Origin of the sequence: Clostridium nigeriense (assembly GCF_050585265.1) — a bacterium.
Lineage (GTDB): Bacteria > Bacillota > Clostridia > Clostridiales > Clostridiaceae > Clostridium > Clostridium nigeriense_B.
The window spans coordinates 341,473-365,254 of record NZ_JBNOOE010000002.1; the positions used below are offsets into that span (position 1 = coordinate 341,473).

Below are 23,782 nucleotides of genomic sequence, written 5' to 3' on the forward strand. Positions count from 1 at the left end.
TTGAAAATAAAATTAGAAATATTTGAAAATGGGAAGATTATAGAAAAGGAATTTTCTACAAGAAGAATGAGAGGAAGAGCATTAAAAAGAATGCTAGAAATTCAAGATGTAATGAATAAAGCTGATGAAGAGGGTGTTTTCACACAGGAACATTATGATTTGATGTGTGAGTATATTTGTGAAATGTTTGGAGATAGCTTTACAGTTGATGAACTTTTAGATGGCATGGATCTAGACGATATATATCCAACTTTCATGAAACTTGGAGAAGAAATAGGAAACAAGACTATGAAGAAGATGGAAAATTTAATAAAAAAATAAATGGCGGGGGTGAAATGAAAGAAGCTTCCGCCTTTGATGATTATGATAAGGAAAACGGCTATGAGGATGAAGAAATAGAAGAAAATAAATATGTTGATATATTATTTCAGATAATTAGGTATGGAATGAGGGTTCATAAAATGAGCTATTCAGAATGTATGGACATGGATATTGTTGATTATATTGATTATTTAGAATTTGATATGGTGAGGAATCCTATAGAAAGTCATAGTGCATCAGGAGAATTTGAAAGTTAGGAGGTGAATTATGTCAGGAGCAAGTATAAAGATTGGTGCTTCAAGTAGTGAGTTTCAAAAGCAAATGAAAGAGGTTACACAACAGTTAAAGTTAGTTAGTTCTGAATGTGGACTAGCAACTGAAAAGGCTAAGGCATTTGGTACAACACAAGAAAAGTTAAGTTCAGTTCAAAAAGAACTTACAGCTAAAATTCAGGCTCAAACTCAAATTATTCAGATATATAAAGATAGAATAACAGGAATAAATAATGAAATTGATAAACAGAAATCTAAGCAAAGTGAATTGACTAGTAAAATTGAAGATGCAAATAAAAAATATAAGGAATCAGTTGAGCAAACTGGAAAGAATAGCGAAGAGAGTAAAAAGCTTAAATCGGAATTACAAGCATTACAAGAAGAGTATGCCAGAAATGAAAAAGCAATTCAAAATAATAATAACAAGCTAGTTGATACCACATCAAAAATGAATAATACTGAAAAAGCTATAATTCAAAATAAAAAGGCACTAGAAGATATAAATAAAGAAATTAACAATAGTAAAATAGATAAGCTATCAGAAAATTTCAAGAAGGTTGGAGATTCAGCAACAGATGTAGGTAAAAAGATGAGTGTAGTTAGTACTGGAATAGTTGCTACAGGTACTGCTTTAGGTAAAATGGCATTTGATACAGAAAATGATTTGAGCACTTTATCTGGAAGACTAGGCTTAACATCTGAAGAAACTGAAAAGCTTAAGGATGTAGCTAAGAGTTTATATAATAATGGTTTTGGAGAAAGTTTAGAGGATTGTGTAAATGATGTAGTTTTATTACAACAAAATATAAAAGAAACATCAAATTTAACTAATGAGCAAAAAGAAAACTTATTAGAACAGATTTCTACTATAAAGACATTATTTGGAGCAGAAACAGATGAGATTACAAAAACTTTAAACAATATGCTTAAAAATGGAATAATAGATGATTTAGATCAAGGATTAGATTTGATTACTAAAGGTTTTCAGAATGGACTTAATAGTGGAGGAGATTTATTAGATGTATTATATGAATATTCACCACAATTTAAAAAATTAGGTCTTGATGGACAAGATGCACTAAGTTATATAAAAGCTGGATTAGATGCTGGTGGATATAATGCTGATAAAATGGCTGATTCATTAAAGGAATTATCAATAAGAGCAATAGATGGAAGTAATACAACTATAGAAGGGTTTGAATTAATAGGTTTAAATGCTGATGAAATGGCTAGAAAATTTGCAGCAGGTGGAGATACAGCTAAGGAAGCGTTAAATCAAACTATAGAAGGATTAAAAAACATACAAGATCCTATAGAACAAGATTTGGCTGGAGTCAATCTTTTTGGAACAATGTGGGAAGATTCTTCAAAAGATGCTATTTTAGCAATGAATAATATAAATGGGGGATTAACAGATATTACAGGAGCAACAGAAAAAGCAGGAGAAGAAGTTAATAATTCATTTGGAAAACAATTTTCATCTATTTTGAGAGAAGCTAAATCTGAATTATTGCCATTTGGACAGGAGCTATTAAATTTAGCAAAAGTTGCATTACCAGAACTTAAGAATGTATTAAAAACTGTAACAAATTTTTTAAGTGGATTAAGCGATGAAGGAAGAAAAAACATATTAACTATTTCGGGTATAGTAGCAGCAATTGGACCAACACTTATAGTATTAGGCTCATTTTCTAAAGGAATAAGTAATATAATAAATGGGTATAAGGATATGAAAGAATTTGGTGGTAAGGCTATTGATGTAATTAAAAATATTAGTAGCAATTCATTAAATGGTGTAAAGGCTGTAGGAAATTTTGCAACTACTATAGGGAAAAATATGGTTACCTCAGCAGTGAATGGAGCAAAAGCAGTAGGAAATTTAGCTTTAAATTTAGGGAAAGCAACATTAGAGTTTGCCAAAAGTGCTGTTCAAGCTAGTATAAGTGCAGCTAAATTTATTGCTCATAAAGTTGCAACAGTTGCAAGTACTATAGCAACTAATGCAATGGCCATAGCACAAGCAGCATTAAACTTTGTAATGAATTTGAATCCAATAACGCTTATAATAATTGCAATAGCTTCACTTGTTGCTGCTATAGTTATTCTTTGGAATAAATGCGAGTGGTTTAGAAATTTATGTTTAGAACTTTTTGAAGCTTTAAAGGTTGCTTGGAATACAACGATAAATTTTTTCAAAAGCATATGGGAAGGATTTGTTGCAGCATTTAAATTAATTTGGGATATGGCAATAGAATATTTTAAGCTTCAAATAGAAGCATGGAAGACTGCATTTGAGATAATAGTTAATGCTATTCGTTTTATATGGGAAAGTGCTTGTAATATAATTAAGAATATATGGAATATAGTTATTAATACTTTTAGATCTACTTGGGAAGGATGGAAAAGTATATTTCAAAGTGTAAGTAATACCATTCAATTCGTTTGGCAAAATATAACTAATACAATATCCTTAGTATGGAGTGGAGTTGTAAATGGTATTAAGAATGCATGGAATGGTATAATATCACCATTTCAAAGAGTTGTTAGCAGTATAACATCGATATGGAGTAATATTACATCAATGTTTAAGTTACCTCATTTCAGCATAACAGGAAAATTTAGCTTATCGCCACCTTCAATTCCTAGGGTATCAGTTGATTGGTATTATAATGGTGGTATATTTAAGACACCAACAATATTAAATGGAATAGGTGTAGGGGATGCCTTCAATGGACAAGGATCTAATGCAGAAGCTGTAGTACCACTTAATGAAATGTATAGAAATATAAAAGGAATAGTTGATAGTAGTTCAGATAAAGATATTGTTATATATATTACTAATGTAACTGAATTAGATGGTGAAGTTATAAGCGAAAAGACTAGTAAGAAAGTAATTAAGAAAATAAGTAAGGGAACTAATAACTATAGAAAAAGCAAAGGAGGTCTAGCACTTGGGTAAATATTTTATAGTTTATAATAATAAAACCAATTTAGATGTAAATCTTTTAGTAACAGCTAGGCCTTCTAAGCCTTCTCCTGAAATGGAATATGAAGAAGTAAAAGTACCAGGAGGTAAAACTTTATATAGAGAAAAGGGATATGGAGATATAGATATAACTGTATCTTTTAATTTTATGTCTAAAAATACATGGGATAAAGATTTTAGAAATATAAAGAGTTGGTTACTAGGTAAAGGAAGTAATAAATTAAAGTTTTCTGATGATCTAGAAGTATATTATAAAGTTAATAAAGTAACTATAGATACTCCTGAAAGAGTAATAAAAAAGATAGGTAGGTTTACAGCTACATTTACTTGTGAGCCTTATATTTACGTAGATGAAAATGAAAGGGAATTAGTAACACTTCTATACAATAATTATCTAGTTTCTAGACCAGTGTATCGTATTGTAGGAGAAGGATATTTAACATTAACAATAAATAATAAAACTATAAAAGCTAACGTAGGGCAAGAATTAATAATAGATACAGATAAAGGATTATGTTATAGAGAGGGAATAGTTAATAATGTAGCCTTAGAAGGTAGATGGAAAGATATGTATTTATTAGAAGGTGAAAATACATTTAGTTGGACACAAGGTTTTAAGATTTATATCTTACCTAATTGGAGGTGTTTATAATGATAGAAATATATTTAAAAAGCAATACCAATTATGATAAGAATGGCGATATAACACTAGATCCTACTTCTTGTACATATAAGGATAGTGAGAAAGAGGTAACTCTAGAACATTTCTTAGATGAAGAAGGCAGATGGAAATACATTGAATATGAAAATGTAATTGCAGTAGAGAAAAATGAAAAGAAAATATTCTATAGAATATATAATGTAGTTAGGTCTTTGTATAGTGTAACAGCTTATGCAAGGCCTTTATTTTATGACTTAATAGATAAAGTCTTATTAGATGTTAGACCTAGTAATAAACTAGGACAAGAAGCTTTAAATATAATTCTAGCAGACACACCATTTACAGGACATAGTAATTTAACTACTCTAAGCACTTCTTATTATATAAGAAAGAATATTGTAGAAGCTCTTTTAGGAGATGATGAAAATTCTTTTATAAATCGTTGGGGTGGAGAGTTCTACTGCGAAAACTTTGATGTTTATATTAATGATAGAATCGGTAGCGATAATGGTGTTAGAGTAGAATTTGGATATAACTTAAATGAAATAGAAGAAGATATAAATATAGAAGAAGTAGCAACTAGAATAATTCCAGTTGGGTATGATGGGATTATGTTAGAAGGTAACACTCCATGGGTAGATAGTTCTTTAATTGCTAAGTACACTAAGCCTAAAATGAGAGTTATAGAATTTTCTGATGTTAAAGTTAAAGAAAATGCTGATGATGAAGAAGGTTTTGATACTATAGAAGAAGCTAGAGCTGAATTAATTAGACAATGCAATTTGATTTATGAAAATGGAATAGATAAGCCTACAATAAATTATAAAATTGATATGATAAATCTAGCTAATACTACAGAATATAAGAATTTTAAAATGCTTGTAAATGTAAATAAAGGAGATACAGTAACTTGTTATATTAAACATTTAGATATAGATGTTAAAGCAAGGGTTGTAGACTTTGAAGAAGATTTAATAACAGGAGAATATATATCTATAGAATTAGGCAATGAAGTAGAGAATTTCTTTAATAAGCAAGTTGATATACAAGCAACTGTAAATAAAATAACTAATAGCAATGGTACTGTAAATGCAGGAGAAATACAAGGTGTTATTAATGCTATCCAAACTCAATTTAAGGCACTTAGAGATATTGCTCAACCACAACATATAAGGGCAGTACTATATGAGGATAGATTAGAAAATAGTCCAACATTCGGATGCATGGTTTTAGGAACTATGGGATTTGAAATAGCAAGCAGTTTTAAACCAGGAACTCAAGAATGGGACTTTAGAACATTTGGAACTGGTCAAGGATTTATGGCGGATTGTATTATTGCGGGTATATTAATGAGTATGAATGGCGTTTCTTGGCTTAATCTTGATAATGGTACATTCGACTTTGCAAACGGAAACTTTGCTTATGACGGAACTAATTTGCAAATGATAGGTAAAATAATAAATGTTTTAAATGGCTATGGTATAGAAATTAATAGAGGTGGATTATCTTTTGTTACTGATGGAGAAACTGTTGCAGGAATAAGGAGTTCAAGGTTCGATAGTAATAAAAATATAAATGGACTATCTATCGCAAATACTCGTGATGGTGATTATATAGATTTAGGGTTTACGGAAAATGAAAATTTTAATACTGCGGCTGAGTTTCAAGCGTCTTTAAGAATTTCGAAAGTAGAAAATGAACTAATGAAAAATTTTAAAGGAATACAATTTTTAGATAAAGTGTTACTAAAAGGTAATAAAACTTTTTGGATAGAATCTAACACTACTGATAAAAATTATTGGCACGAAATTTATAATACTGTTGGTGGTCTTTTAGCATTATTTGGAGATAATGGAGTTTTGTTAGGCTATAAAGCAGGGGCAGAAAGAGTTACAACGATAGAGATAACTGAAACTCCTAACTCAGAAGGAAATCAAGTATTCATATATAAACCTTTAAGCATGTATGGAAATACAATAAAATATGTTAAGGATATATATACTGGTAATGCTTTGGGAAGGTATTTCCATGAGGGGTGGTGCGGTTCTATAGAAGCGACCGCGAAAAGAATTTCTAATTTGAATATTTATTATGATTCTGGTTGGTATGCTTATAGTATTGGCTCTCAGGGGGCTCCTTCAAATTATGGAGTTGTTTTACATTTTAAGTGGGGAGAATCTGATTTTGTCCAAATAGCTTTTGATTTTGCTAACAATATGTATCAAAGAGCTTGGGTTAATGGTGCTTGGGCAAGTTGGAAAACGAGGTAAGGTGATAAAATGCAAAAAATATTTATAAATAAAAAAACAGACATGGTAGAGCAAATTTTGAAAGTAGAAACAAAAGATGAATTATCAGATGATTATTTTTCAAATTGTTACGCTTATCTAGACAAGGAAGATAAAATAAATGCTTATAATCTTAAATATAATAAAGAAAATGAAATTTTTGAAGTTGTAGAAGGATTACCAGCCAAGGATGAGGTAATAGTAAAAGAAAAAAATGCTGATATAGAGCAGTTAAAAAAAGAAAATGAAGAATTAAAAAAAGAAAATGAAGATGTTAAAACTAGATTAGAAAAATTAGAAGAATTATTGAATGTGAGGTGATTAGATGGCAAGTAAAATAGTAGTTAACTTAGATACTTCTAAAGAAAATTACATAGTTGCTAAATGTAAGCAAAATGATGATTTAACTTTAGAAGCTAATATATTTGAAAATGGAGAGCCTTTAGATCTTGTTAATAAAGAAATAACTATACAAGCTTTAAAAGCAGATAACACATATGTTATTCAAAACACAGATATAGTTAAAGAAGAGAATAAAATAAATGCTAACTTAGTAAAAGATTTTTCTAGAGTTCCAGGTACAACAAAAATAGAAGTAGTCCTCGTAGAAAGTAGTAAGCAAAATACTACTTTTTCTTTTTATCTAGAAGTAGTTGGAAGTGTAATTAGAGGAGCTATAGAGAGTTCAGATTCAATTACAGCACTCGAGAAAGTACAAGATGCAGCAATTGAGATAAAGAAAATTAATCAAGAAACACAAACAATAGTAGAAAATGCAGGTGCAGCAAGTAAAGAAGATTTCAATAAAGTTAATACGCAATTGGCAGATATAACAAATAACGTTGCCAATAATAGACCATTTAAACCAAAGGTATATGCTTATTTATCACAAGGTGGTAGTAGAAGTCAAGATACTTATGGTACTCAAGAAAGTTGGGCAATTGATTGTCAATCATTTGTAAAGGCTGGTATTACTGATATAGCTTTATCAGTTCAAATTCAACCACTCAAGGCTAATAGGGATGATTTCATTGCAGGTAAAATAACTGCAAATCAGCTAGAATGGAAGACCTATCCTACATTAGGAAAAGTTAGAGAGATGGTTGCTGTTGCAAAACAATTCGGTTTAAATTTATATATTATTAAAATGCAAGATACTTTCATTAAAGAACAGGAATCTGCTGGAAGATTGAAGTTTTCCGACTACGCTACTGCATATCATAATTTAACGATGGAATTTGCTAATTCCGAACTAGAAGTGGAATGGCTTACGATTTATAATGAACATTGGACAGTGATAAATGTTGAAAGTAATTACGAGATAATAAAGAATACCCTAGTCGCAGTCAAAGGAGCTAATAGGAAAACTGGATTTAGTGGCGTTCCAGATGTTGATGATTTCTATACGGATTATATAGATGGTTGGATGCCACATTATTACCCCTCTATAAGTTGGAAAAAACAAAATACAACTTGGGAAGATGGAATATATGGTTGGCTGGGATTGGCGAATCATATTGGGGACACACCTTTAGAAGAAGTGCAACGAAAAAAAAGAAAGTATCCAAATAAAAAGGTGCTAATAACAGAGATTGGATGTTCTCATTATTGGGAAGATTTACTCGCACCAGCTATTTATAGTTCCACAGGGACTCCAGATGAAAAAGGTATGCCAACAGCTATATTTCTGAATGGTTTTTTTGAGGTATTCAGAAATGAGGATTTTGATAGTGTGGGGCTCTATTACACTAATCCCTTACGTGAAGAACCTATAAAAATTTTAAGAAAAGAAATGGGGGTAGTTTAAGATGATTGGACAAAATATTTCAGGAGAATGTGGCGCTAGAAATACAAATTATTCATTATATTACACTCCACTTTTTGAAACTGTACTTAATAGTGGCACATATAAATTTAATGGAGTTAGAGGGCGTGTGCATTTTTGGGTTGCAAGAATGAATGGGAATGAGATAAAGATAAAAGACTTTTCTTTATATGCTGGGGTATCTTCAGATTCAGACTTAACACCTAAAGTAGTATTCAATGACTTAACCCCGTGGATAGAAGGTGGACCTTACGTAAGAGTTGTCGTTGACTCTACTAATAATCGCATTAGAGTATATGGTGCGGGAGGAAATTCTAATGATTCTATAGTTTTCGGTTATCGTTGGTGTGGACATAGAGCATGGCTTAATAATCTTGACCATGTTGATATACCTAAAGCATATGTTGAAACAACTGGAATTCTTCCAAAACCAATGGTTGACTCTCCAACAGTTACAGTAGGAACTAATTGGGAAATAACATCATCTAGGCAACGTATATATAGAACTTTTTTTAATAAAGTCGACATTGATTATTATACTTGCACTAGGACTTCAAGTGGAATAGTAGCAGATACAGTAATCGGAACAGTAAGTATAAAACCTAAAGTAGACCAAACTTTTGTTGCACAAGGAATAAATAGAGCTGATTTTACACCCGATGCTACAAACTTTGCGGTATTTAAAATTCTTGCGAGTAATGGAAATATAGTTGTAGTTAGTGGAGTTGCGGTAGATAGATTTTATAGAATTAAATTAGATTATGCTTTTACTATTTAATATTTGATAACTATTACGCACTAACACACACTAATGTGTATTAAAATGACTAATAGAAAAAATTGTTATATAATCGCATTAAGGGGTGGTTATATGGCAGTAAGAAGAGTAAATGTTACAGTTGAACCAGAGCTCTATGATGAGTTCTATAAGTATGCTGAAAGAAAAGGAATTTCAATTTCTCCATTTCTTCAGGCTAAAATGAGAGAATTTATTGAAGAAGAAAAGGAGTTTGAGGAGTTCAAAAAAGCTAAAAAGAAGGGTGCTTTATAGTACCCTTTTATTGATGATTTTATTAATTTATTTAGCTTGAGATTTTCTTTAATATAATTATACTAAAAATAGTAATAATATATTAAGGAGATTTAAGATACAAATGAATAATATAAAGTTTAATTATGATTCTTTATTAAGTTCTATTGAACACCTAGAAAAGAATTTAGATGCTAGTATTAACTTTTTTAAAGGTTATGAAGGTTTTCTTCAAGATAGTTATAGAGGGAAATACATTGACATATTATACGAATTTTATCACAGTCAGTTGGAGTTTATAAGTGATTATCCTAAAACTCTTGATGAATATACTGAAAAAAGAAAGGAAGTTTTACTAAGAACTTTTAAAAACTTTGTATTAAGTTATGCTAGGCTACTACAATTTCTTCAATTTGCAGGGGTTAATGTTAAAGAAGAGCTTTTAATAACTTATGATTATTGGGCAATATTAAGATTGAGCTTGATAGATTACTTAGAGATTAATAAGTGAAGAGGAAAAAGAGTTTTAATGATAAAAAAACTAAAAAAAAAGGCACTTTATAGTGTCTTTTTTAATGCGTAATAGTAACTGTAAACAAGTGCAAAGTCTTGTAAATAGGTGATTGTGTACACTTTATACTTAGGATAATTATTACGCATTAAATTAAATAAAAAATAATACCAGGTAGAAAAGCAGTATGCACATAATCTACCTGGTAAAATAGTTAACTCCAATAAAGATAATAAGTTAAGGACAAGTATTTTGTCAATTAGAGATTAGAGGAATCTAGTCTCTTTTTTATATAAAAATTTAAATGAAAGAAGGTAAAGAAAATGGAGAATGTATTAAATTATATTAAATATGGAGTAGCAGCTATAGGAACATGGCTTACATGGTTATTCGGTACATGGGATACTGCTATAGGAATATTAGTGCTTTTTATAGTACTAGACTACTGCACAGGAATAATAAGAGGATATGTAAATAAAGAACTTTCATCAGATGTAGGATTAAAGGGAATTGCTAGAAAAGCAGTTATTTTTATAGTCTTAATTATAGCTGTAGCACTAGATAGATTAATGAATACAGGAAATTGGGTCTTTCGTACCTTAGTATGTTATTTCTATATTGCAAATGAAGGGTTAAGCCTTATAGAGAATTGTGGAGCTTTAGGTTTACCTATACCAGATAAGCTTAAAGATGCATTAGCACAATTAAAAGATGGAGAAAAGAAGGAAATTAAGGAGCAGGAGTAATCTTGCTTCTTTTAATTTATAAAAAATAATTAATGAAAGAAGGAATATAAAAATGAGTAAAGTATTTGGAATAGATGTAAGCCAATGGCAAGGAGATTTTAATTTTACCCAGGCTAAATCTGAAGGGGTTGAATTTACTATAATCAGAAGTGGTTATGCAGAAAGTAAAGACCCTAATTTTGAAAGTAATTATAACAAGGCGAAAAATGTAGGATTACCAGTAGGAGCATATCATTATTCATATGCTACTAACGAGGCAGAAGCTTTAGCAGAAGCAAAATTCGTTGAATCTATTATAAGTGGAAAGCAATTTGAATTACCTATTTACTTTGATGTTGAGGATAAAGTACAGAAAGCATTATCAAGAAGTCAAGTATCAGCATTAACTAGAACATTCGTAAAGTATTTAGAAAGTAAAGGATATTTTGTAGGAGTTTATTCTTCAAAATCATTTATAGAAAATTATTTAGAAGATGATATAAAGAATAATACAGCTATGTGGGTTGCACAGTGGAATACAGAATTAACATACAATGGTCAATGTGGAATGTGGCAATTTGGTGGAGAAACTAATCTAATTAGAAGTACACAAATTTGTGGGCAAACCGTTGACCAAAACTATATGTTAGTAGATTATCCAACTCTTATAAAGCAAAAGGGGAAGAATGGATATGGAGCAGGAACAGTTAATGTTAAGCCACAAGAACCTACAGTAGAAACTTATACAGTAGTTGCAGGAGATAACTTATCCTCTATAGCAAGTAGATTTAACACTACAGTTTCAGAGATATGTAGATTAAATAATATTGCTAATGCTAATTTAATTTATGCAGGACAAGTATTAAAGCTTTCAGGAGCAGTAGATACATCCATTAACTATACAGTAAAAGCGGGAGATAATCTTTCTAATATTGCTGCTAAGTATGGTACTACATGGCAAGCTATAGCTAAATTAAATGGATTAAGTAATCCTAATCTAATATATGCAGGACAAAATTTAAGAATAAGATAATTTTAAGGCTAGTAGGTAAGGAATCTTATTTACTAGCCTTTTTTATTTTATATTAATTTTCAAAAATTAATTGCTGAATTTCATAAATTAATACTTGAAAATTGAAATGAATTAATGTATAATAAATTCATAAATTAATTATTGAAAAGAGGGTTTTTAATGAGTGAGATTAATAAATTAAGAGAGGAAAATAAAAAGTTATTGGAAATTATAAAAAAGTTAGAAAAAGAAATTCAAGATTCAGCTTATTATAAAGAAGGAAGTTATGCTATAGAAGCAGTTGAAAGAGGTCAAATTATAGAAAAGCAAGAGAAGGAAATTCAAGATTTAAAAAATGAAATTCAGAAATTAAAATGTGAAAATAGAAATGTTACTACTCATAACGAACGTGGAGCAGGAAGAAAATCAAGATTTTCAGAACAAGAAAAAGAAATGATGAAGATGTACCGTATTCAAGGAAAAACAATTAAAGAAATAGCTGAAATGTATAGTTGCAGTGTAGGTTTAATTCATAAAATAATTAATTAATTAATTTTTAAGACTAATAGGTAGGAAAAATCTTACTTATTAGCCTTTTTTATATTATAAAGGAAATACAGATGCTAAAACTATGCTTACTATCATTAATATAATACTTAAATCTAATCTTATAAAACTCTTTTTAATAGTAATCACCTCATTTTAATTATTACCATATTATGTTAATATATTCATGTAAGGGGTGGTAAAGTTGCTAAGATGTAGACTTAAGGAAATACGATTAAAGGAATTTATGATTGATAGCAAAACTGAATTTGCTCGAAAAATTGATATTCCAATACAAACATACACTAACTGGGAAAAAGAATTGTCTTACCCTAATCTTAATTTAGCATATCAAATAGCTAGAAAACTTAATAAAGAAGTTACAGAGATATGGTATCTAGAATAGGTATCATATTTTTTTATATAAAAACACCAATTATTTATTACTTTTTAAAAATAATTGGTACTTTTTTAAAATAAATTACATATAGATATATCAAGAACTTAGAAAAAGTAATAATTTCTTAGGAGGATATATGATATTAGGAATTGATGTGGGTAACTACAGTCTAAAAAGTAACTCAGGATTAAATGTAAAAGCTTTAGTATCTAAAGAAGAAAATATATTAGGAAGTGGAATAGTTTTAGAAATGGATAGTAGTAAGTTCATTATAGGAGAAGGGAACTTTGAAACTGAACTTAATAAAAGTAGTAAAGACAACTTCTTACCACTTCTATATACAGGGATAGCGTTATCAAGTGAGGAAGATTTTAATTCAGTTGTATGTGGATTGCCTGTAAATCAATATAAGGATAATCATAAATCTTTAGAGGAACTTATCAATAAAAATAAAATTAAAAATATAAGGATAAATGGAAGGAAAAGAACTTTAGTGATAGATAACTTTAAAGTATATCCAGAAGGGATAGGAGCATACTACAATCTAAATTTAAGTGAAGATGTAATACTAATAGACATAGGTGGAAGAACTACAGATATAGCCTATATAGCGGATAAGAAACATCAAAAAAGCTCTACAGTAGCAGTAGGAACTCTTAATATATATAAATCTATAGCAGATACTATAAACTCTAAATACAGCTTAGATTTAAGTTTAAAAGATATAGATAGAGTTATAGATAGAGGAACTTTAAAAGTTGATGCAGAAACAGTAAATCTTAGTTTTATAACAAATATCTTAAAAACTAATTTTATGAAGATAAAGGAAGATTTAGATTTTAAATTTCCTGCAAGAACTGAAAAGATAGTATTAGTTGGAGGAGGAGCTAAATTATTTATTAAAGCTTTTATGAATAGATATTCTAATTGTACTATAGCTGATGATCCTATTTATTCAAATGCAAAGGGATTTAAAAAGGTAGGTGAGAAGCTATGGCAAAATTAAAACCAATAGGATTAAGTTTTAAAAATACTGCTGAAGATAAAAAACTTTATGATTGGATCTATAAACATTCTAATGTATCTGGATTTATCAAGGATATTTTAAGAAAAGAAATGAATGAAACTAATGAAAGTAAAGAGGTTAGAGAAAATATCAATAATGAAAATAATTTAATAGATTTAGGAGATTTTTAGGAGGGTATTATGGAATTAAAAAGTTTTGAGGAAATGGGATTTGATATTGAAAGTGATACGGACTGTAAAAGATACATCATGGAATACGAGCAATTTGTATATGACTGGAAAGTATATGTGGATTGTATAGAAGGATGGCAGCCATGCAAATTAATTAGTATTCAAAATACAAAGTTAGGTATTAATAGAGCTACGGTAATATGTCCAAGCGGTACTCAATTAAATAGAAGAGTTAAATTTGTATGCGAGGAAGATGAAATAAAACCAGATGGATGTATTTACTTTATCGAAAAACAATAAAAAATAAGCCTAAATCTAATAAGGTAGACTTAGGCTAAGGTAACTGCTGCGTCGCTACTGCGTACGCTGTACTAGCAGTTTATGCGAGCATATATTAAAAGTATACTAAAATTTATAATATTATTAAAATTTCACTATATTATGTAGATTATAAATAAACCACTGCACAAGCTACTGCAAAACAAGCAAGATAACCTAAAACAAATGCTGTTATCATAATGCACCTCCGATAAATTAATTATTTATAGTATTACCTAAAAACAGAAAAATAATCAGGAGGTTTATAAAAAATATGAAAGAAATAACAATGAGCATTCCGCAATTCTTAGCTTATGAACGTGGGGAATTGAGTATTAAGGAAATTAAAGAAATCAATAAAGAAGATTCATTTATAGGAGATCTAATGAAGGATAAAAGAATATCTAAGTTGCTTATTTTTACAACAGCTTGCATTAATATCTCTAATAATGTTTTAGCTTCTACGGAAGATGCATTAAATAAAGTGGATATTATAGGAACACAGTTTTTAAGTATTATACAAAGAGTAGGATTTTGGGTATGTGTTATTGGTTGTATTTTAGAAATATTAATAGCTGTATTTAAAAAAGGCGGTGGGAAAAATGAAATACTATCGCTTATATTTAAATGGTTAATAATCTTTGCATCATTTTATTTTTTACCAGCAACATTTAGATTCATTGCAGAAGCATTTGCGTAGGAGGAGATTATGGAGAAGTTAATAGAAGGATTAAAGACAAGTATAGTAACAGGAATTTTAGAAGGAATAAAAAATGGATTAATAAATTTTGTTAAATGGATAGGAATAGGAATAATTAATAACAGCTATTGGATTTGTTTATTAGTGTGTATAGTATCACTTATTTTATATATTGGTGGATTAAGAAAGTCTGGTAAGTATGTAACTTTAAGCATAGTGATTTATTTCTTTTTACAAGCAATAAAAGGGGTATTAATATGATTTTTAACAAAGAAAAGAGTATTCCCTTAAGCAAATATTTTCAACTTATAAAACCTAATTATGTATATATTCAAATTACACCACATAAATCAATTAGGAATTATAATTCATCTAATATCGCTAAAGCTATAGCATATACTTACAAAACTATAAATAAGAAAGTAAGATTTGAACAGAAAAAATTGTTTTTTGAAACTAGCTTTAAAATAAGTTATATAATTGATATCTACCAAGGTAATGCTAACTTTTATTTTCTAGTACCAAGTGTTTTTAAAAATATATTAATTGAAAAAATAAAAGAAATATGGACTAAAGCAACTATATCGGTATTAGTAGGGGGATTAACTCCCTTTACTAATAATATGGAAATGTATCAATTAAGCTATAAGAAAGAGGATGCATTGAGCTTACAGGTAGATAGAAAAAGTAATGAACCACTAAATTCAATCTTAAATGTTATTGATATTATGAAAGAAGAGGATAGAATAACAATAATATATAATTTTCTACCATCAACGCAATTTGGATGGATCGATAAATATAATCAAACCATGGATAAAATTAAGGAAATGAAGCCTTTAGATAAAAATAAATTAACACTAGCTAGTGTAGCTATGAATGGAATATATTTATTGTTAAATATAGTAGATAGTATTCTAAACGTAGTAAATGATTTTGTAGGTGGAGATGATTTAGAAGATAAAAACAGTTTATATAAAGAAGTTTTAGGAATTATAAAGCAAGAAGGAGAATTAAGTGCTGCAACTAAAAAGAAAAAAGAAGCTACTATATTAAATACACAAATTGCAGTTCTTTCTGATGGAGAAGATAAAATCAGAAGAGATAATAATGCATTAAGTGTATGTCAATCTTATAGGGTACTTGATGAAGATAATGAGTTAACATACAAGAAAGTAAAAACAAAAAAAGTATTTAATATTAATGATTATGATTTCAACATAGAAAAAAATATAATAAGTACTGAAGAAGCAACTAATTTCATTCAGATACCAGGGCGAACTTTATTAAATTATTTCAATATAAATCATATTAAAGTTGAAGAAGTTAGAGTACCTGAACAATTAAAACAAGGATATATATATCTAGGTGATAATAAAAATAAAGGTTCTATAGCACAAGTTTATTTAGAGGATCATAAAGAGATTGGAAACCTTCCATTAATGTTGTTAGGAAGACAAGGGGGAGGTAAATCAACATATATATCTAATTATGTAAAGTTTGTGACTACTAGAAAAGAAAGTGTTATTCATATCGATTTCATAAGAAATAATGAAGTTAGTAAGGATATTGAAAAAGTTATATCTAATTCAATTGTATTAGATTTTTCAACTGAAGAAGGACTACAGTCATTGTCATATAATGAAATAAAATTTTCTAGTAAAATGACTTGGTTTGATAAGCAGCAATTAGCAAATAAAAAAACTCAATTGACAGTAGAGCTTGTTAACAGTATAAATGAAGCAGGAGAGCCTTTATCACCTAAAATGGAAAGGTATTTATGTGCTTGCACCGATATAGTTTATCTGAATGAACACGCAACATTTAGAGATGTAATAAGGTGTCTACAAGATTTTAAATACAGAGAAGAGGTAATAAAATCAATAGCTATTGAATTAAAGAATGAATTACAAGAAGAGATACAAACACTAGAAGAGCTAGATGAATGGAGTAAACCTACTAAAGATAATCCGGCTGAAAAAATAGGCACAAGAGATTCTAAAATAGAAGGGATACTAGATAGAATAACTTTATTAAAAAGAGATTTTTATCTAAAGAAGATGTTTAATAAAATACCAGAAAAGAATTTAGATTTTGTTGCAGCTATGGAAGAAGGAAAAGTTATTTTAATAAGAATGCCACAAAGTAAATTTAAGAGATATGTTAAAAATGTTATAACTACATTTTTAGTTACCAAGTGCTGGTTAGCTTGTGAATTTAGAGGAGAATTATCTGATAGAAGTAAAAGAAGCCATATTATCATTGATGAAATATCTCAAACTAAAACAGCTGAAAGGTATATGGAAAGCATATTAACTCAAACTAGAAAGTTTGGTATGAAGTTTGTCCTAAGTGGTCAATATTTAGACCAATTAGATAAGGATACAATATATACACTTAAAGGTGCCGGTGCAAGTTTTATGTTATTAAAAGGATCTATAAAAGAAGATTTTGAGTATTTTAAAGACGAATTAGATGGAACCTATGAATATGAGGACCTAAAAGAAATGGAAGAGTATAGTAGTTTAAATATAATTCAATATAGTAAAGGTTATTCTAGTTTTATAACTAAGTTACCTAAACCAATATAGAGTAGGAATTTAATCCTACTCTATTTTTTCATATAATTTAAAATAATATTTAACATAATTATAAAAAGCATAAAAAATAAAAATAAATAAATAGAATATATGTTTGATTTGTCGATAATAAATTATAAAAAATATTTAAATAGATGATATAATAAAATTATAAATATAGATATTTATTATATAGTTTACTTTCAACAAAGAGATGAGGAGGCATTTATGAGGGAGAAGATAATCGAAGCCTTGGATGGGTTAAATGAAGAAGAGTGGGAAAATGTTTTAGAAAAAATAATGATAAAAATAATAGATATTGCAGATGATACTAACAAATAGTATCATCTATTTTTATATCAGTTTTGTATCAAATGGATGTCCATTCAATTGTAAGTATTGTCTATCATCAACTGTTCATGGAGTTAGGTTTCTTGAGGTTGAAAGAGTAAAGAGAGAATTAAAGTATTTCATAGATAAAGAAGTTAGACTTGTTAAATTTGTAGATAGAACTTTCAACTGCAATCATAAGTTTACAATGGCTATATGGGAATTTTTAATTAATCAGGATACTAATACTCAATTTCATTTTGAAATATCTGCAGATATATTAAAGGCAGAAGAACTTGAATTATTGAGAAAAGCTCCAAAGGATAGATTTCAATTCGAGGTTGGAGTTCAAACTACAAATGATGATGTTTTAAATAGAATAAATAGATTTGTAAATTTTAGTGACATAAAAGAAAAAGTAGATGAACTTCTTCAAATAAGAAACATAAAACAACATCTTGACCTTATAGCAGGACTTCCTGGAGAAGATTATAATTCTTTTAAAAAATCATTTAATGATGTGTATAGCATAGAGCCTGAAGAAATACAGTTAGGGTTTTTAAAGTTACTAAGAGGATCATCAATGAGAGAAGAAGCTGAGGATTATGGAATGAAGTATTCTCCATATCCACCATACGAAATTTTGAAAACTAATGATATAAGTTATGATGAATTGTTAAGGTTAAAAAAAGTTGAAGAAATGGTTGATAAATATTATAACTCTCAAAAGTTTAGTAACATAATAAAATATTTAGTAAATAAGTTTGAAACACCATTTGATTTTTATTATGACTTAGGAGCTTACTTTGAGAAAAAGGGATACTTTAATAGGAATATAGGAAATAATGAATACTATAAAGTATTTTTAGATTTTAATATGGAAATATTAAAAGAAGATAATTTTATTTTAAAAGAAATTTTAAAATTTGATTATTTAAGATTCAATAAGAAAAGAGGAATGCCTGATTTTATTAATAGAAATATAGATAAAGAGGAGGAAGAAAAAATAAAAGAAAGGTTAAGAGAGAAGTATTCATTTAGAGAGTATTATTTAGAGTCCTTTAATATAAATATTAATGAATTTACTAAGAATTCATTAATAATTGAGGAAAAGGATTATTATTTATTTGGATACAAGGGTGATATAAAGCATATTAATAGTGAACTGGAATAATATTAATAAAGTGTAAATTAAATAAAGAAAGTGTTAAGAAAACAAATATAAGTTATAAAATTTAATAGTGATTTAATTAAAGGAAAGATAAATCTATTGAAAAAAACAGTAAATTGTGTATAATAGAATATAATATGAAGTAATTAATACTATATAAAGCATTAATTACTATAATTTTAATTAATATAATAAAGGTGGTGAGATTTTGGCATTAGAAGCAATAAAGGACATTAAAAAAGCTGAAGATCAAGCTGAAAGTTTAATTCAAGAAGCTACAATTAAATCAAAGGAAATAATTAAGAATGCAAGTATTGAAGCTGAAAAAGAATATAATGAAATTTTAAAATCAGCTGATTTAAGAAAAGAGGAAATACTTAAAAAGGCAGTAGAAGAAGGGAATTCTGAAGCAGCACCTATATTAAAAAAAGGTGAAAAGGAAGTACAAGAAATAAAAAATGTTTCTGATGATAAAAAAAATAATGCTATTAATTTAATCGTTGAGAGGATAGTGAAGATTCATGGCAATAGTTAAGATGAAGAAGTTCACTCTGCTTACCTTTGAATCTAAGAAGCAAAAAATCTTAAAGAAAATTCAAGGATTATCTAGTGTTGAGTTTATTAACTTACAAGATGATGATTTTCTTAAAAAATATGAAGATTTAAAGCAATTATATAAGGATGATGCTAATTTAGAAATCTCTAAATATGAAGAAGACTTATCAAAAGCTAAATTTGGAGTAGAGTTCTTAAATAAATATGTTCCAACAAAGTCTGGATTAAAAGCACTACAAGAAGAAAAATTAGCTTTAACTTTAGAGGAATTAGAGGAAAAAGTTAAGTCCTCTAACTGGACAGCTAGTTATGATAAGGCAAAGGAAAAAGAAGAGGAATTAGCTAAGTTAGATTCACAAGTAACAAAGTTACAAGCTGAAATAGATATTTTAACGCCTTGGCAAAATTTGGATGTATCTTTTGATGAACTTAAGACGTTAAAGAATACATCGTATTATTTAGGGACTATATCTAAGTCATATGAAGATATTTTAATTCAGGAATTATCAAATGCGTATATTGAAATAATATCAAGAGGAACTAATGATATTAATATATTAATTTTAGCTAATAAGGAATATGATGAAAGTATTTCTGAAACTCTTAGAAGTGTAGGATTTAGCGCTTTTAAAACTGAACATAAGGATGTAGCATTAAAATTAATTTTAGACTTTAAACACCAAATAGAAGAAACTAAATCTAAAAAGTTTTTTGTTAAAGAAGAAATTTCAAATTTTGAAGAAGACTTAAGAAAATTAGAATTAGCTTATGATTACTTTGCAAGTAAGGTTGAAAGAAATAAGGTATCTAAAAACTTCTTAAAGACTAAGAATGTTTGTGCTATTCAAGGGTGGATAGCAGATGATGATAGTAATGAACTTAAAACAATTTGTGATAATCTTCTGAATGATGATTATTATATGGAGTTTGAAGATGTAAAGAAAGATGAAATCGATGAGGTACCTATAAAATTAAAAAATGGAGAGTTAGTGTCTGCATTTGAAAGCGTTACAAGTATGTATAGTTATCCAAAATATAATGAAATAGATCCAACACCACTTCTTACACCATTTTATCTAATATTCTTTGGTATGATGGTTGCGGATGCAGGATATGGTTTATTAGTATTAATAGGATCATTTTTAGCTTTAAAGTTCTTAAAGTTAAGTGATAGTATGAAGGATTTCACTAAATTTTTCTTCTATTTAAGTTTTCCAACAATATTCTTTGGGTTGATTTACGGATCATTCTTTGGTGATTTAGTAATACTACCAACTCAATTAATAGATACTAATAAAGATGTTATGACAATAGTTGCTTTATCATTAGCTCTAGGAGTTATTCAAATATTCTTTGGATTATTTATAAAAGTATATAGCTTAGTGAAAATAGGTAAAGGTAAAGATGCTTTATTAGATGCAGGTTCTTGGATAATAACTTTATTATCAATTGGTGGAATTGTTGCAGTTAACGCCTTAGACCTACCAAATTTCTTAGGTAAGATATTTATTGCAACTATGATAATTGGAATGATACTTGTAGTTATTGGTGGAGGAAGAGCAGAAAAATCATTTGGAGCTAAGGCAGGGCAAGGGTTATACTCATTATATGGTATAACTGGATATGTAGGAGACTTAGTTTCTTATACAAGACTTATGGCTTTAGGATTAGCTGGTGGTTCTATTGCTGGTGCGTTAAATCTATTAATAAATACTCTACCAGGAGTGGCAGCAATAATAATAGGACCAGTATTATTTATATTATTTCACATATTCAATTTAGGATTATCTTTACTTGGAGCATATGTTCATACAGCAAGACTTCAATATGTAGAATATTTTGGTAAATTTTATGATGGTGGTGGAAAACCATTTAAAGCATTTAAGGGTTCAGAAAAGTATGTAAAGATCAAAAGAAATTAGGAGGAATTAAAAAATGGAAATGACATGGATTCAATTTTTTGTAGAAAACAATGGAGGATTAATATTTGCAGCATTAGGAGCAGCATTAGCAGTTGGGTTATCAGGTATAGGTTCAGCTAAAGGTGTTGGTATAGTTGGTGAAGCAGCAACAGGCTTAGTTACAGAAGAACCAGAAAAATTCGGTAAAGCATTAGTTCTTCAATTATTACCAGGTACACAAGGTTTATATGGTTTCGTTATAGGTTTCTTAATATTTAGTAAAATGACTTCAGGTATGTCATTTGAGCAAGGATTATATTTATTAGCTGCTGGTCTACCAATAGCTTTTGCAGGACTTTGGTCAGGTATAGCTCAAGGTAAGGTTGCAGCAGCAGGCATTCAAATATTAGCAAAAAATGAAGAACATAATACTAAGGGTATAATATTAGCAGCTATGGTTGAAACATATGCATTATTAGGTTTCGTTATTTCATTTATGTTAGTAAATAAAGGATTCTAGGATTGGAGAGAATAGGCTATGGCAAATGTAAATAATCTAACTTCTAAAATCCTTAGGGATGCTGAAGATAGAAAGGATAATATTCTAGCTTCTGCAGAAGAAGAAAAGAATAAGATTCTTTCAAAAAAAATAGCTAAAGCCAAGGAACTAGAAAAAGAAATTATAAAAAAGGCTGAGGTTGAGGCTAAAAACAGAAAAGAGAGAATACTATCTTCTGCTTCTTTAAAGGTTAGAAATAATAAGTTATCTGCAAAACAAGAAGTTATTAAAGAAGTATTTGAAAATAGTATAGATGTATTGGCATCTATTTCTGGAGATGATTTTTTAAGGTTTATTAAAAATTCAATACTTTCTTTAGGTAATATAGGAGAACAAAATCTTATTTTAAATAAAGAAGGAATGGAATTAGTTGATCTTACTTTTATATATGATTTAAATCAATCATTAGGAGATAAGGGAAATATAAAGTTAAGTCCTAAGATAGGAAATTTTAAAGGTGGATTTATTCTTGAAAGTAATGGCATAGAAATAAATAACACATATGAAGCTTTAGTAAGTTCATTAAAGGATGAATTGGAGTTTGAAGTAGCAAGTGCGTTATTCAATTAAGGAGGGTAAGAGATGGATGTAATGAAATTTACCCAAGCAGTATCAAGAATATGGGTTTTAGAAACTAGACTTCTTGATAAACCAAAAGTTGAAAGAATGATTGAAGCTCCATCTGCTAGTGAAGTGCTTAGAATTTTGAATGAAACGGAGTATTCAAATGTTTCATCTAATATAAAAAGACCAGAAGATTATGAAAAAATATTAACAGCAGAGTTAAAAAGAGTTTATGATTTAGTTTATGAAATAAGTCCTGTTAAAGAAGTTGTTAAAATAATGAGCTTAAAATATGACTATCATAATGCAAAGGTTCTTTTAAAAGGAAAGGTGCTAGGCAAGGATTTATCATCTATGCTTATAAAACTAGGAAATTTAGATTTACAAGAAATTAAGCGTAAGATAGATGGAGATAGTTTGAAAAGCTTAAATGGAATCCTAGGAAAAGGAATCCAAGAAGCTATGAAGGTCTTTGAAGAAACTAAGGACCCTCAAAAGATAGATATTATTATGGATAAATATATGTATAAAGAATTAGTAGAAATTAAAAAATCTTTAGATTATAGGTTTACAGATAACTTAGTTAAAGCAATGATTGATTCTACTAATATAAGAACTCTACTTAGAATTAAGAAGCAAAACAAAGGAAAAGAGTTTGCTAGTGAAGTGATAGTAGATGGTGGAGCAATAGATAGTAGTAAATTAGTTGCATTATTGAATGAATCACCAGAAAATATAATGTCTAAACTACAAAGCACTATTTATTCAGATTTAATTAAAGAAGGCTTTGAAGGATACATTGCTACTGAGTCTGCAAGTCTTTTAGAAAAATTAAGTGATAACTATATCATGGAATTAATGAAAAGTTCTAAGTTAGTTACTTTTGGACCAGAAAAGATATTATCTTATATTTATGCTAAGGAAACTGAAATAAAAGTAATAAGAATTATAATGGTTGGCAAGCTTAATAATATTGCTGAGGAAGTAATAAGGGAAAGGTTGCGTGATATATATGCATAAGAAAATAGGCGTTGTTGGAGATAAGGATTCAGTATTAGCTTTTAAAGCTTTAGGAATAGATGTATTTCCAGTAATTGAAGCTGATGAAGCAAGAAGAGCAGTAGATAATTGTGCAAGAAATAATTATGCAGTAATTTTCGTAACTGAACAAGTAGCACAAAATATAGAAGAAACTATAGCACGTTATAATGAACAAGTACTTCCAGCTGTAATATTAATTCCAAGTAATCAAGGCTCGTTAAATATAGGACTTAAGAGAATTAGTGATAGTGTGGAAAAAGCTGTTGGTGTTAATATTTTATAGGAAGGTA

Annotated in this window: 26 protein-coding genes and 1 pseudogene; all 27 read left to right on the forward strand. The window is 28.6% G+C overall.

Going from position 1 to position 23,782, the window contains the following annotated elements:
• The 27 genes and pseudogenes from gpG (at position 1) to ACQPVP_RS03490 (ending at position 23,775) form a co-directional block, all read left to right on the forward strand.
• Positions 1-321 carry a phage tail assembly chaperone G gene (gene gpG, locus ACQPVP_RS03360; RefSeq protein ID WP_430847225.1) on the forward strand — a complete coding sequence of 107 codons (321 nt, stop codon included), beginning with the start codon at positions 1-3 and terminating at the stop codon, positions 319-321.
• 14 nt (positions 322-335) lie between these two features.
• Positions 336-578, forward strand: coding sequence for a hypothetical protein (locus tag ACQPVP_RS03365; protein ID WP_430847226.1), 243 nt, complete (start codon positions 336-338; stop codon positions 576-578).
• 10 nt (positions 579-588) lie between these two features.
• Positions 589-3,552, forward strand: a complete 2,964-nt coding sequence (locus ACQPVP_RS03370; RefSeq protein ID WP_430847228.1) for a phage tail tape measure protein — start codon at positions 589-591, stop codon at positions 3,550-3,552.
• Complete coding sequence (locus ACQPVP_RS03375; RefSeq protein ID WP_430847230.1) at positions 3,545-4,231, forward strand: distal tail protein Dit; 687 nt, start codon at positions 3,545-3,547, stop codon at positions 4,229-4,231. Before ACQPVP_RS03370 ends, ACQPVP_RS03375 begins: the two co-directional genes overlap by 8 nt.
• Positions 4,231-6,510: a phage tail spike protein gene (locus ACQPVP_RS03380; protein WP_430847232.1), complete on the forward strand. Its 2,280-nt coding sequence runs from the start codon at positions 4,231-4,233 to the stop codon at positions 6,508-6,510. The genes ACQPVP_RS03375 and ACQPVP_RS03380 overlap by 1 nt, the downstream gene beginning before the upstream one ends.
• 9 nt (positions 6,511-6,519) lie before the next feature.
• Positions 6,520-6,849, forward strand: coding sequence for a hypothetical protein (locus ACQPVP_RS03385; protein ID WP_430847234.1), 330 nt, complete (start codon positions 6,520-6,522; stop codon positions 6,847-6,849).
• 4 nt (positions 6,850-6,853) lie between these two features.
• Complete coding sequence (locus ACQPVP_RS03390) at positions 6,854-8,335, forward strand: BppU family phage baseplate upper protein (RefSeq protein WP_430847236.1); 1,482 nt, start codon at positions 6,854-6,856, stop codon at positions 8,333-8,335.
• Between the two features lies 1 nt (position 8,336).
• On the forward strand, positions 8,337-9,131 hold the full coding sequence (locus tag ACQPVP_RS03395) for a hypothetical protein (RefSeq protein ID WP_430847238.1): 795 nt from the start codon (positions 8,337-8,339) through the stop codon (positions 9,129-9,131).
• A 93-nt stretch (positions 9,132-9,224) separates the two neighbouring features.
• Positions 9,225-9,404, forward strand: coding sequence for a hypothetical protein (locus tag ACQPVP_RS03400; protein WP_430847240.1), 180 nt, complete (start codon positions 9,225-9,227; stop codon positions 9,402-9,404).
• A gap of 103 nt (positions 9,405-9,507) precedes the next feature.
• Positions 9,508-9,894: a hypothetical protein gene (locus ACQPVP_RS03405; RefSeq protein WP_430847242.1), complete on the forward strand. Its 387-nt coding sequence runs from the start codon at positions 9,508-9,510 to the stop codon at positions 9,892-9,894.
• A gap of 323 nt (positions 9,895-10,217) precedes the next feature.
• Positions 10,218-10,640, forward strand: a complete 423-nt coding sequence (locus ACQPVP_RS03410) for a phage holin family protein (RefSeq protein WP_430847244.1) — start codon at positions 10,218-10,220, stop codon at positions 10,638-10,640.
• A 52-nt stretch (positions 10,641-10,692) separates the two neighbouring features.
• Entirely contained in the window at positions 10,693-11,652 is a 960-nt protein-coding gene (locus ACQPVP_RS03415; RefSeq protein WP_430847246.1) for a LysM peptidoglycan-binding domain-containing protein, read from the forward strand.
• A 159-nt stretch (positions 11,653-11,811) separates the two neighbouring features.
• Entirely contained in the window at positions 11,812-12,180 is a 369-nt protein-coding gene (locus ACQPVP_RS03420; protein WP_430847248.1) for a hypothetical protein, read from the forward strand.
• A 202-nt stretch (positions 12,181-12,382) separates the two neighbouring features.
• Positions 12,383-12,583, forward strand: a complete 201-nt coding sequence (locus ACQPVP_RS03425) for a helix-turn-helix transcriptional regulator (protein ID WP_430847250.1) — start codon at positions 12,383-12,385, stop codon at positions 12,581-12,583.
• 130 nt (positions 12,584-12,713) lie between these two features.
• The gene (locus tag ACQPVP_RS03430) at positions 12,714-13,583 is read left to right on the forward strand and encodes a ParM/StbA family protein (protein WP_430847252.1); all 870 of its coding nucleotides are present in this window, start codon (positions 12,714-12,716) and stop codon (positions 13,581-13,583) included.
• The gene (locus ACQPVP_RS03435; protein WP_430847254.1) at positions 13,571-13,774 is read left to right on the forward strand and encodes a hypothetical protein; all 204 of its coding nucleotides are present in this window, start codon (positions 13,571-13,573) and stop codon (positions 13,772-13,774) included. The genes ACQPVP_RS03430 and ACQPVP_RS03435 overlap by 13 nt, the downstream gene beginning before the upstream one ends.
• Before the next feature lie 9 nt (positions 13,775-13,783).
• Positions 13,784-14,074: a hypothetical protein gene (locus ACQPVP_RS03440; RefSeq protein ID WP_430847256.1), complete on the forward strand. Its 291-nt coding sequence runs from the start codon at positions 13,784-13,786 to the stop codon at positions 14,072-14,074.
• A 292-nt stretch (positions 14,075-14,366) separates the two neighbouring features.
• Positions 14,367-14,792: a hypothetical protein gene (locus tag ACQPVP_RS03445; RefSeq protein ID WP_430847258.1), complete on the forward strand. Its 426-nt coding sequence runs from the start codon at positions 14,367-14,369 to the stop codon at positions 14,790-14,792.
• Positions 14,793-14,801: 9 nt separating this feature from the next.
• Positions 14,802-15,053 (forward strand): hypothetical protein, encoded by a 252-nt coding sequence (locus ACQPVP_RS03450; RefSeq protein WP_430847260.1) that lies wholly within the window; start codon positions 14,802-14,804, stop codon positions 15,051-15,053.
• Positions 15,050-17,383 carry a hypothetical protein gene (locus tag ACQPVP_RS03455; RefSeq protein WP_430847262.1) on the forward strand — a complete coding sequence of 778 codons (2,334 nt, stop codon included), beginning with the start codon at positions 15,050-15,052 and terminating at the stop codon, positions 17,381-17,383. The genes ACQPVP_RS03450 and ACQPVP_RS03455 overlap by 4 nt, the downstream gene beginning before the upstream one ends.
• A 319-nt stretch (positions 17,384-17,702) precedes the next feature.
• Positions 17,703-18,875 (forward strand): annotated as a pseudogene (locus tag ACQPVP_RS03460) (B12-binding domain-containing radical SAM protein); the annotation flags it as partial.
• Between the two features lie 205 nt (positions 18,876-19,080).
• Entirely contained in the window at positions 19,081-19,407 is a 327-nt protein-coding gene (ahaH, locus tag ACQPVP_RS03465) for an ATP synthase archaeal subunit H (RefSeq protein ID WP_430847264.1), read from the forward strand.
• Positions 19,394-21,349, forward strand: coding sequence for a V-type ATP synthase subunit I (locus tag ACQPVP_RS03470; RefSeq protein ID WP_430847266.1), 1,956 nt, complete (start codon positions 19,394-19,396; stop codon positions 21,347-21,349). Before ahaH ends, ACQPVP_RS03470 begins: the two co-directional genes overlap by 14 nt.
• Before the next feature lie 13 nt (positions 21,350-21,362).
• The gene (locus ACQPVP_RS03475) at positions 21,363-21,848 is read left to right on the forward strand and encodes a V-type ATP synthase subunit K (RefSeq protein WP_430839663.1); all 486 of its coding nucleotides are present in this window, start codon (positions 21,363-21,365) and stop codon (positions 21,846-21,848) included.
• 18 nt (positions 21,849-21,866) lie between these two features.
• Complete coding sequence (locus ACQPVP_RS03480; RefSeq protein WP_430839664.1) at positions 21,867-22,457, forward strand: V-type ATP synthase subunit E; 591 nt, start codon at positions 21,867-21,869, stop codon at positions 22,455-22,457.
• 12 nt (positions 22,458-22,469) lie between these two features.
• A complete protein-coding gene (locus tag ACQPVP_RS03485; RefSeq protein WP_430847268.1) occupies positions 22,470-23,471 on the forward strand; it encodes a V-type ATP synthase subunit C in 1,002 nt (333 codons plus the stop codon).
• Positions 23,464-23,775 carry a V-type ATP synthase subunit F gene (locus tag ACQPVP_RS03490; RefSeq protein WP_430839666.1) on the forward strand — a complete coding sequence of 104 codons (312 nt, stop codon included), beginning with the start codon at positions 23,464-23,466 and terminating at the stop codon, positions 23,773-23,775. The genes ACQPVP_RS03485 and ACQPVP_RS03490 overlap by 8 nt, the downstream gene beginning before the upstream one ends.
• Positions 23,776-23,782 lie beyond the last annotated feature (7 nt).

Excerpts from the sequence above, each read along its gene's own strand:
- ACQPVP_RS03365 (WP_430847226.1), top strand. The coding sequence starts at position 336 with ATGAAAGAAGCTTCCGCCTTTGATGATTATGATAAGGAAAACGGCTAT.
- ACQPVP_RS03370 (WP_430847228.1), top strand. The coding sequence starts at position 589 with ATGTCAGGAGCAAGTATAAAGATTGGTGCTTCAAGTAGTGAGTTTCAA.
- ACQPVP_RS03380 (WP_430847232.1), top strand. The coding sequence starts at position 4,231 with ATGATAGAAATATATTTAAAAAGCAATACCAATTATGATAAGAATGGC.
- ACQPVP_RS03385 (WP_430847234.1), top strand. The coding sequence starts at position 6,520 with ATGCAAAAAATATTTATAAATAAAAAAACAGACATGGTAGAGCAAATT.
- ACQPVP_RS03390 (WP_430847236.1), top strand. The coding sequence starts at position 6,854 with ATGGCAAGTAAAATAGTAGTTAACTTAGATACTTCTAAAGAAAATTAC.
- ACQPVP_RS03395 (WP_430847238.1), top strand. The coding sequence starts at position 8,337 with ATGATTGGACAAAATATTTCAGGAGAATGTGGCGCTAGAAATACAAAT.
- ACQPVP_RS03400 (WP_430847240.1), top strand. The coding sequence starts at position 9,225 with ATGGCAGTAAGAAGAGTAAATGTTACAGTTGAACCAGAGCTCTATGAT.
- ACQPVP_RS03405 (WP_430847242.1), top strand. The coding sequence starts at position 9,508 with ATGAATAATATAAAGTTTAATTATGATTCTTTATTAAGTTCTATTGAA.
- ACQPVP_RS03410 (WP_430847244.1), top strand. The coding sequence starts at position 10,218 with ATGGAGAATGTATTAAATTATATTAAATATGGAGTAGCAGCTATAGGA.
- ACQPVP_RS03415 (WP_430847246.1), top strand. The coding sequence starts at position 10,693 with ATGAGTAAAGTATTTGGAATAGATGTAAGCCAATGGCAAGGAGATTTT.
- ACQPVP_RS03420 (WP_430847248.1), top strand. The coding sequence starts at position 11,812 with ATGAGTGAGATTAATAAATTAAGAGAGGAAAATAAAAAGTTATTGGAA.
- ACQPVP_RS03430 (WP_430847252.1), top strand. The coding sequence starts at position 12,714 with ATGATATTAGGAATTGATGTGGGTAACTACAGTCTAAAAAGTAACTCA.
- ACQPVP_RS03435 (WP_430847254.1), top strand. The coding sequence starts at position 13,571 with ATGGCAAAATTAAAACCAATAGGATTAAGTTTTAAAAATACTGCTGAA.
- ACQPVP_RS03440 (WP_430847256.1), top strand. The coding sequence starts at position 13,784 with ATGGAATTAAAAAGTTTTGAGGAAATGGGATTTGATATTGAAAGTGAT.
- ACQPVP_RS03445 (WP_430847258.1), top strand. The coding sequence starts at position 14,367 with ATGAAAGAAATAACAATGAGCATTCCGCAATTCTTAGCTTATGAACGT.
- ACQPVP_RS03450 (WP_430847260.1), top strand. The coding sequence starts at position 14,802 with ATGGAGAAGTTAATAGAAGGATTAAAGACAAGTATAGTAACAGGAATT.
- ACQPVP_RS03455 (WP_430847262.1), top strand. The coding sequence starts at position 15,050 with ATGATTTTTAACAAAGAAAAGAGTATTCCCTTAAGCAAATATTTTCAA.
- ACQPVP_RS03470 (WP_430847266.1), top strand. The coding sequence starts at position 19,394 with ATGGCAATAGTTAAGATGAAGAAGTTCACTCTGCTTACCTTTGAATCT.
- ACQPVP_RS03475 (WP_430839663.1), top strand. The coding sequence starts at position 21,363 with ATGGAAATGACATGGATTCAATTTTTTGTAGAAAACAATGGAGGATTA.
- ACQPVP_RS03480 (WP_430839664.1), top strand. The coding sequence starts at position 21,867 with ATGGCAAATGTAAATAATCTAACTTCTAAAATCCTTAGGGATGCTGAA.
- ACQPVP_RS03485 (WP_430847268.1), top strand. The coding sequence starts at position 22,470 with ATGGATGTAATGAAATTTACCCAAGCAGTATCAAGAATATGGGTTTTA.
- ACQPVP_RS03490 (WP_430839666.1), top strand. The coding sequence starts at position 23,464 with ATGCATAAGAAAATAGGCGTTGTTGGAGATAAGGATTCAGTATTAGCT.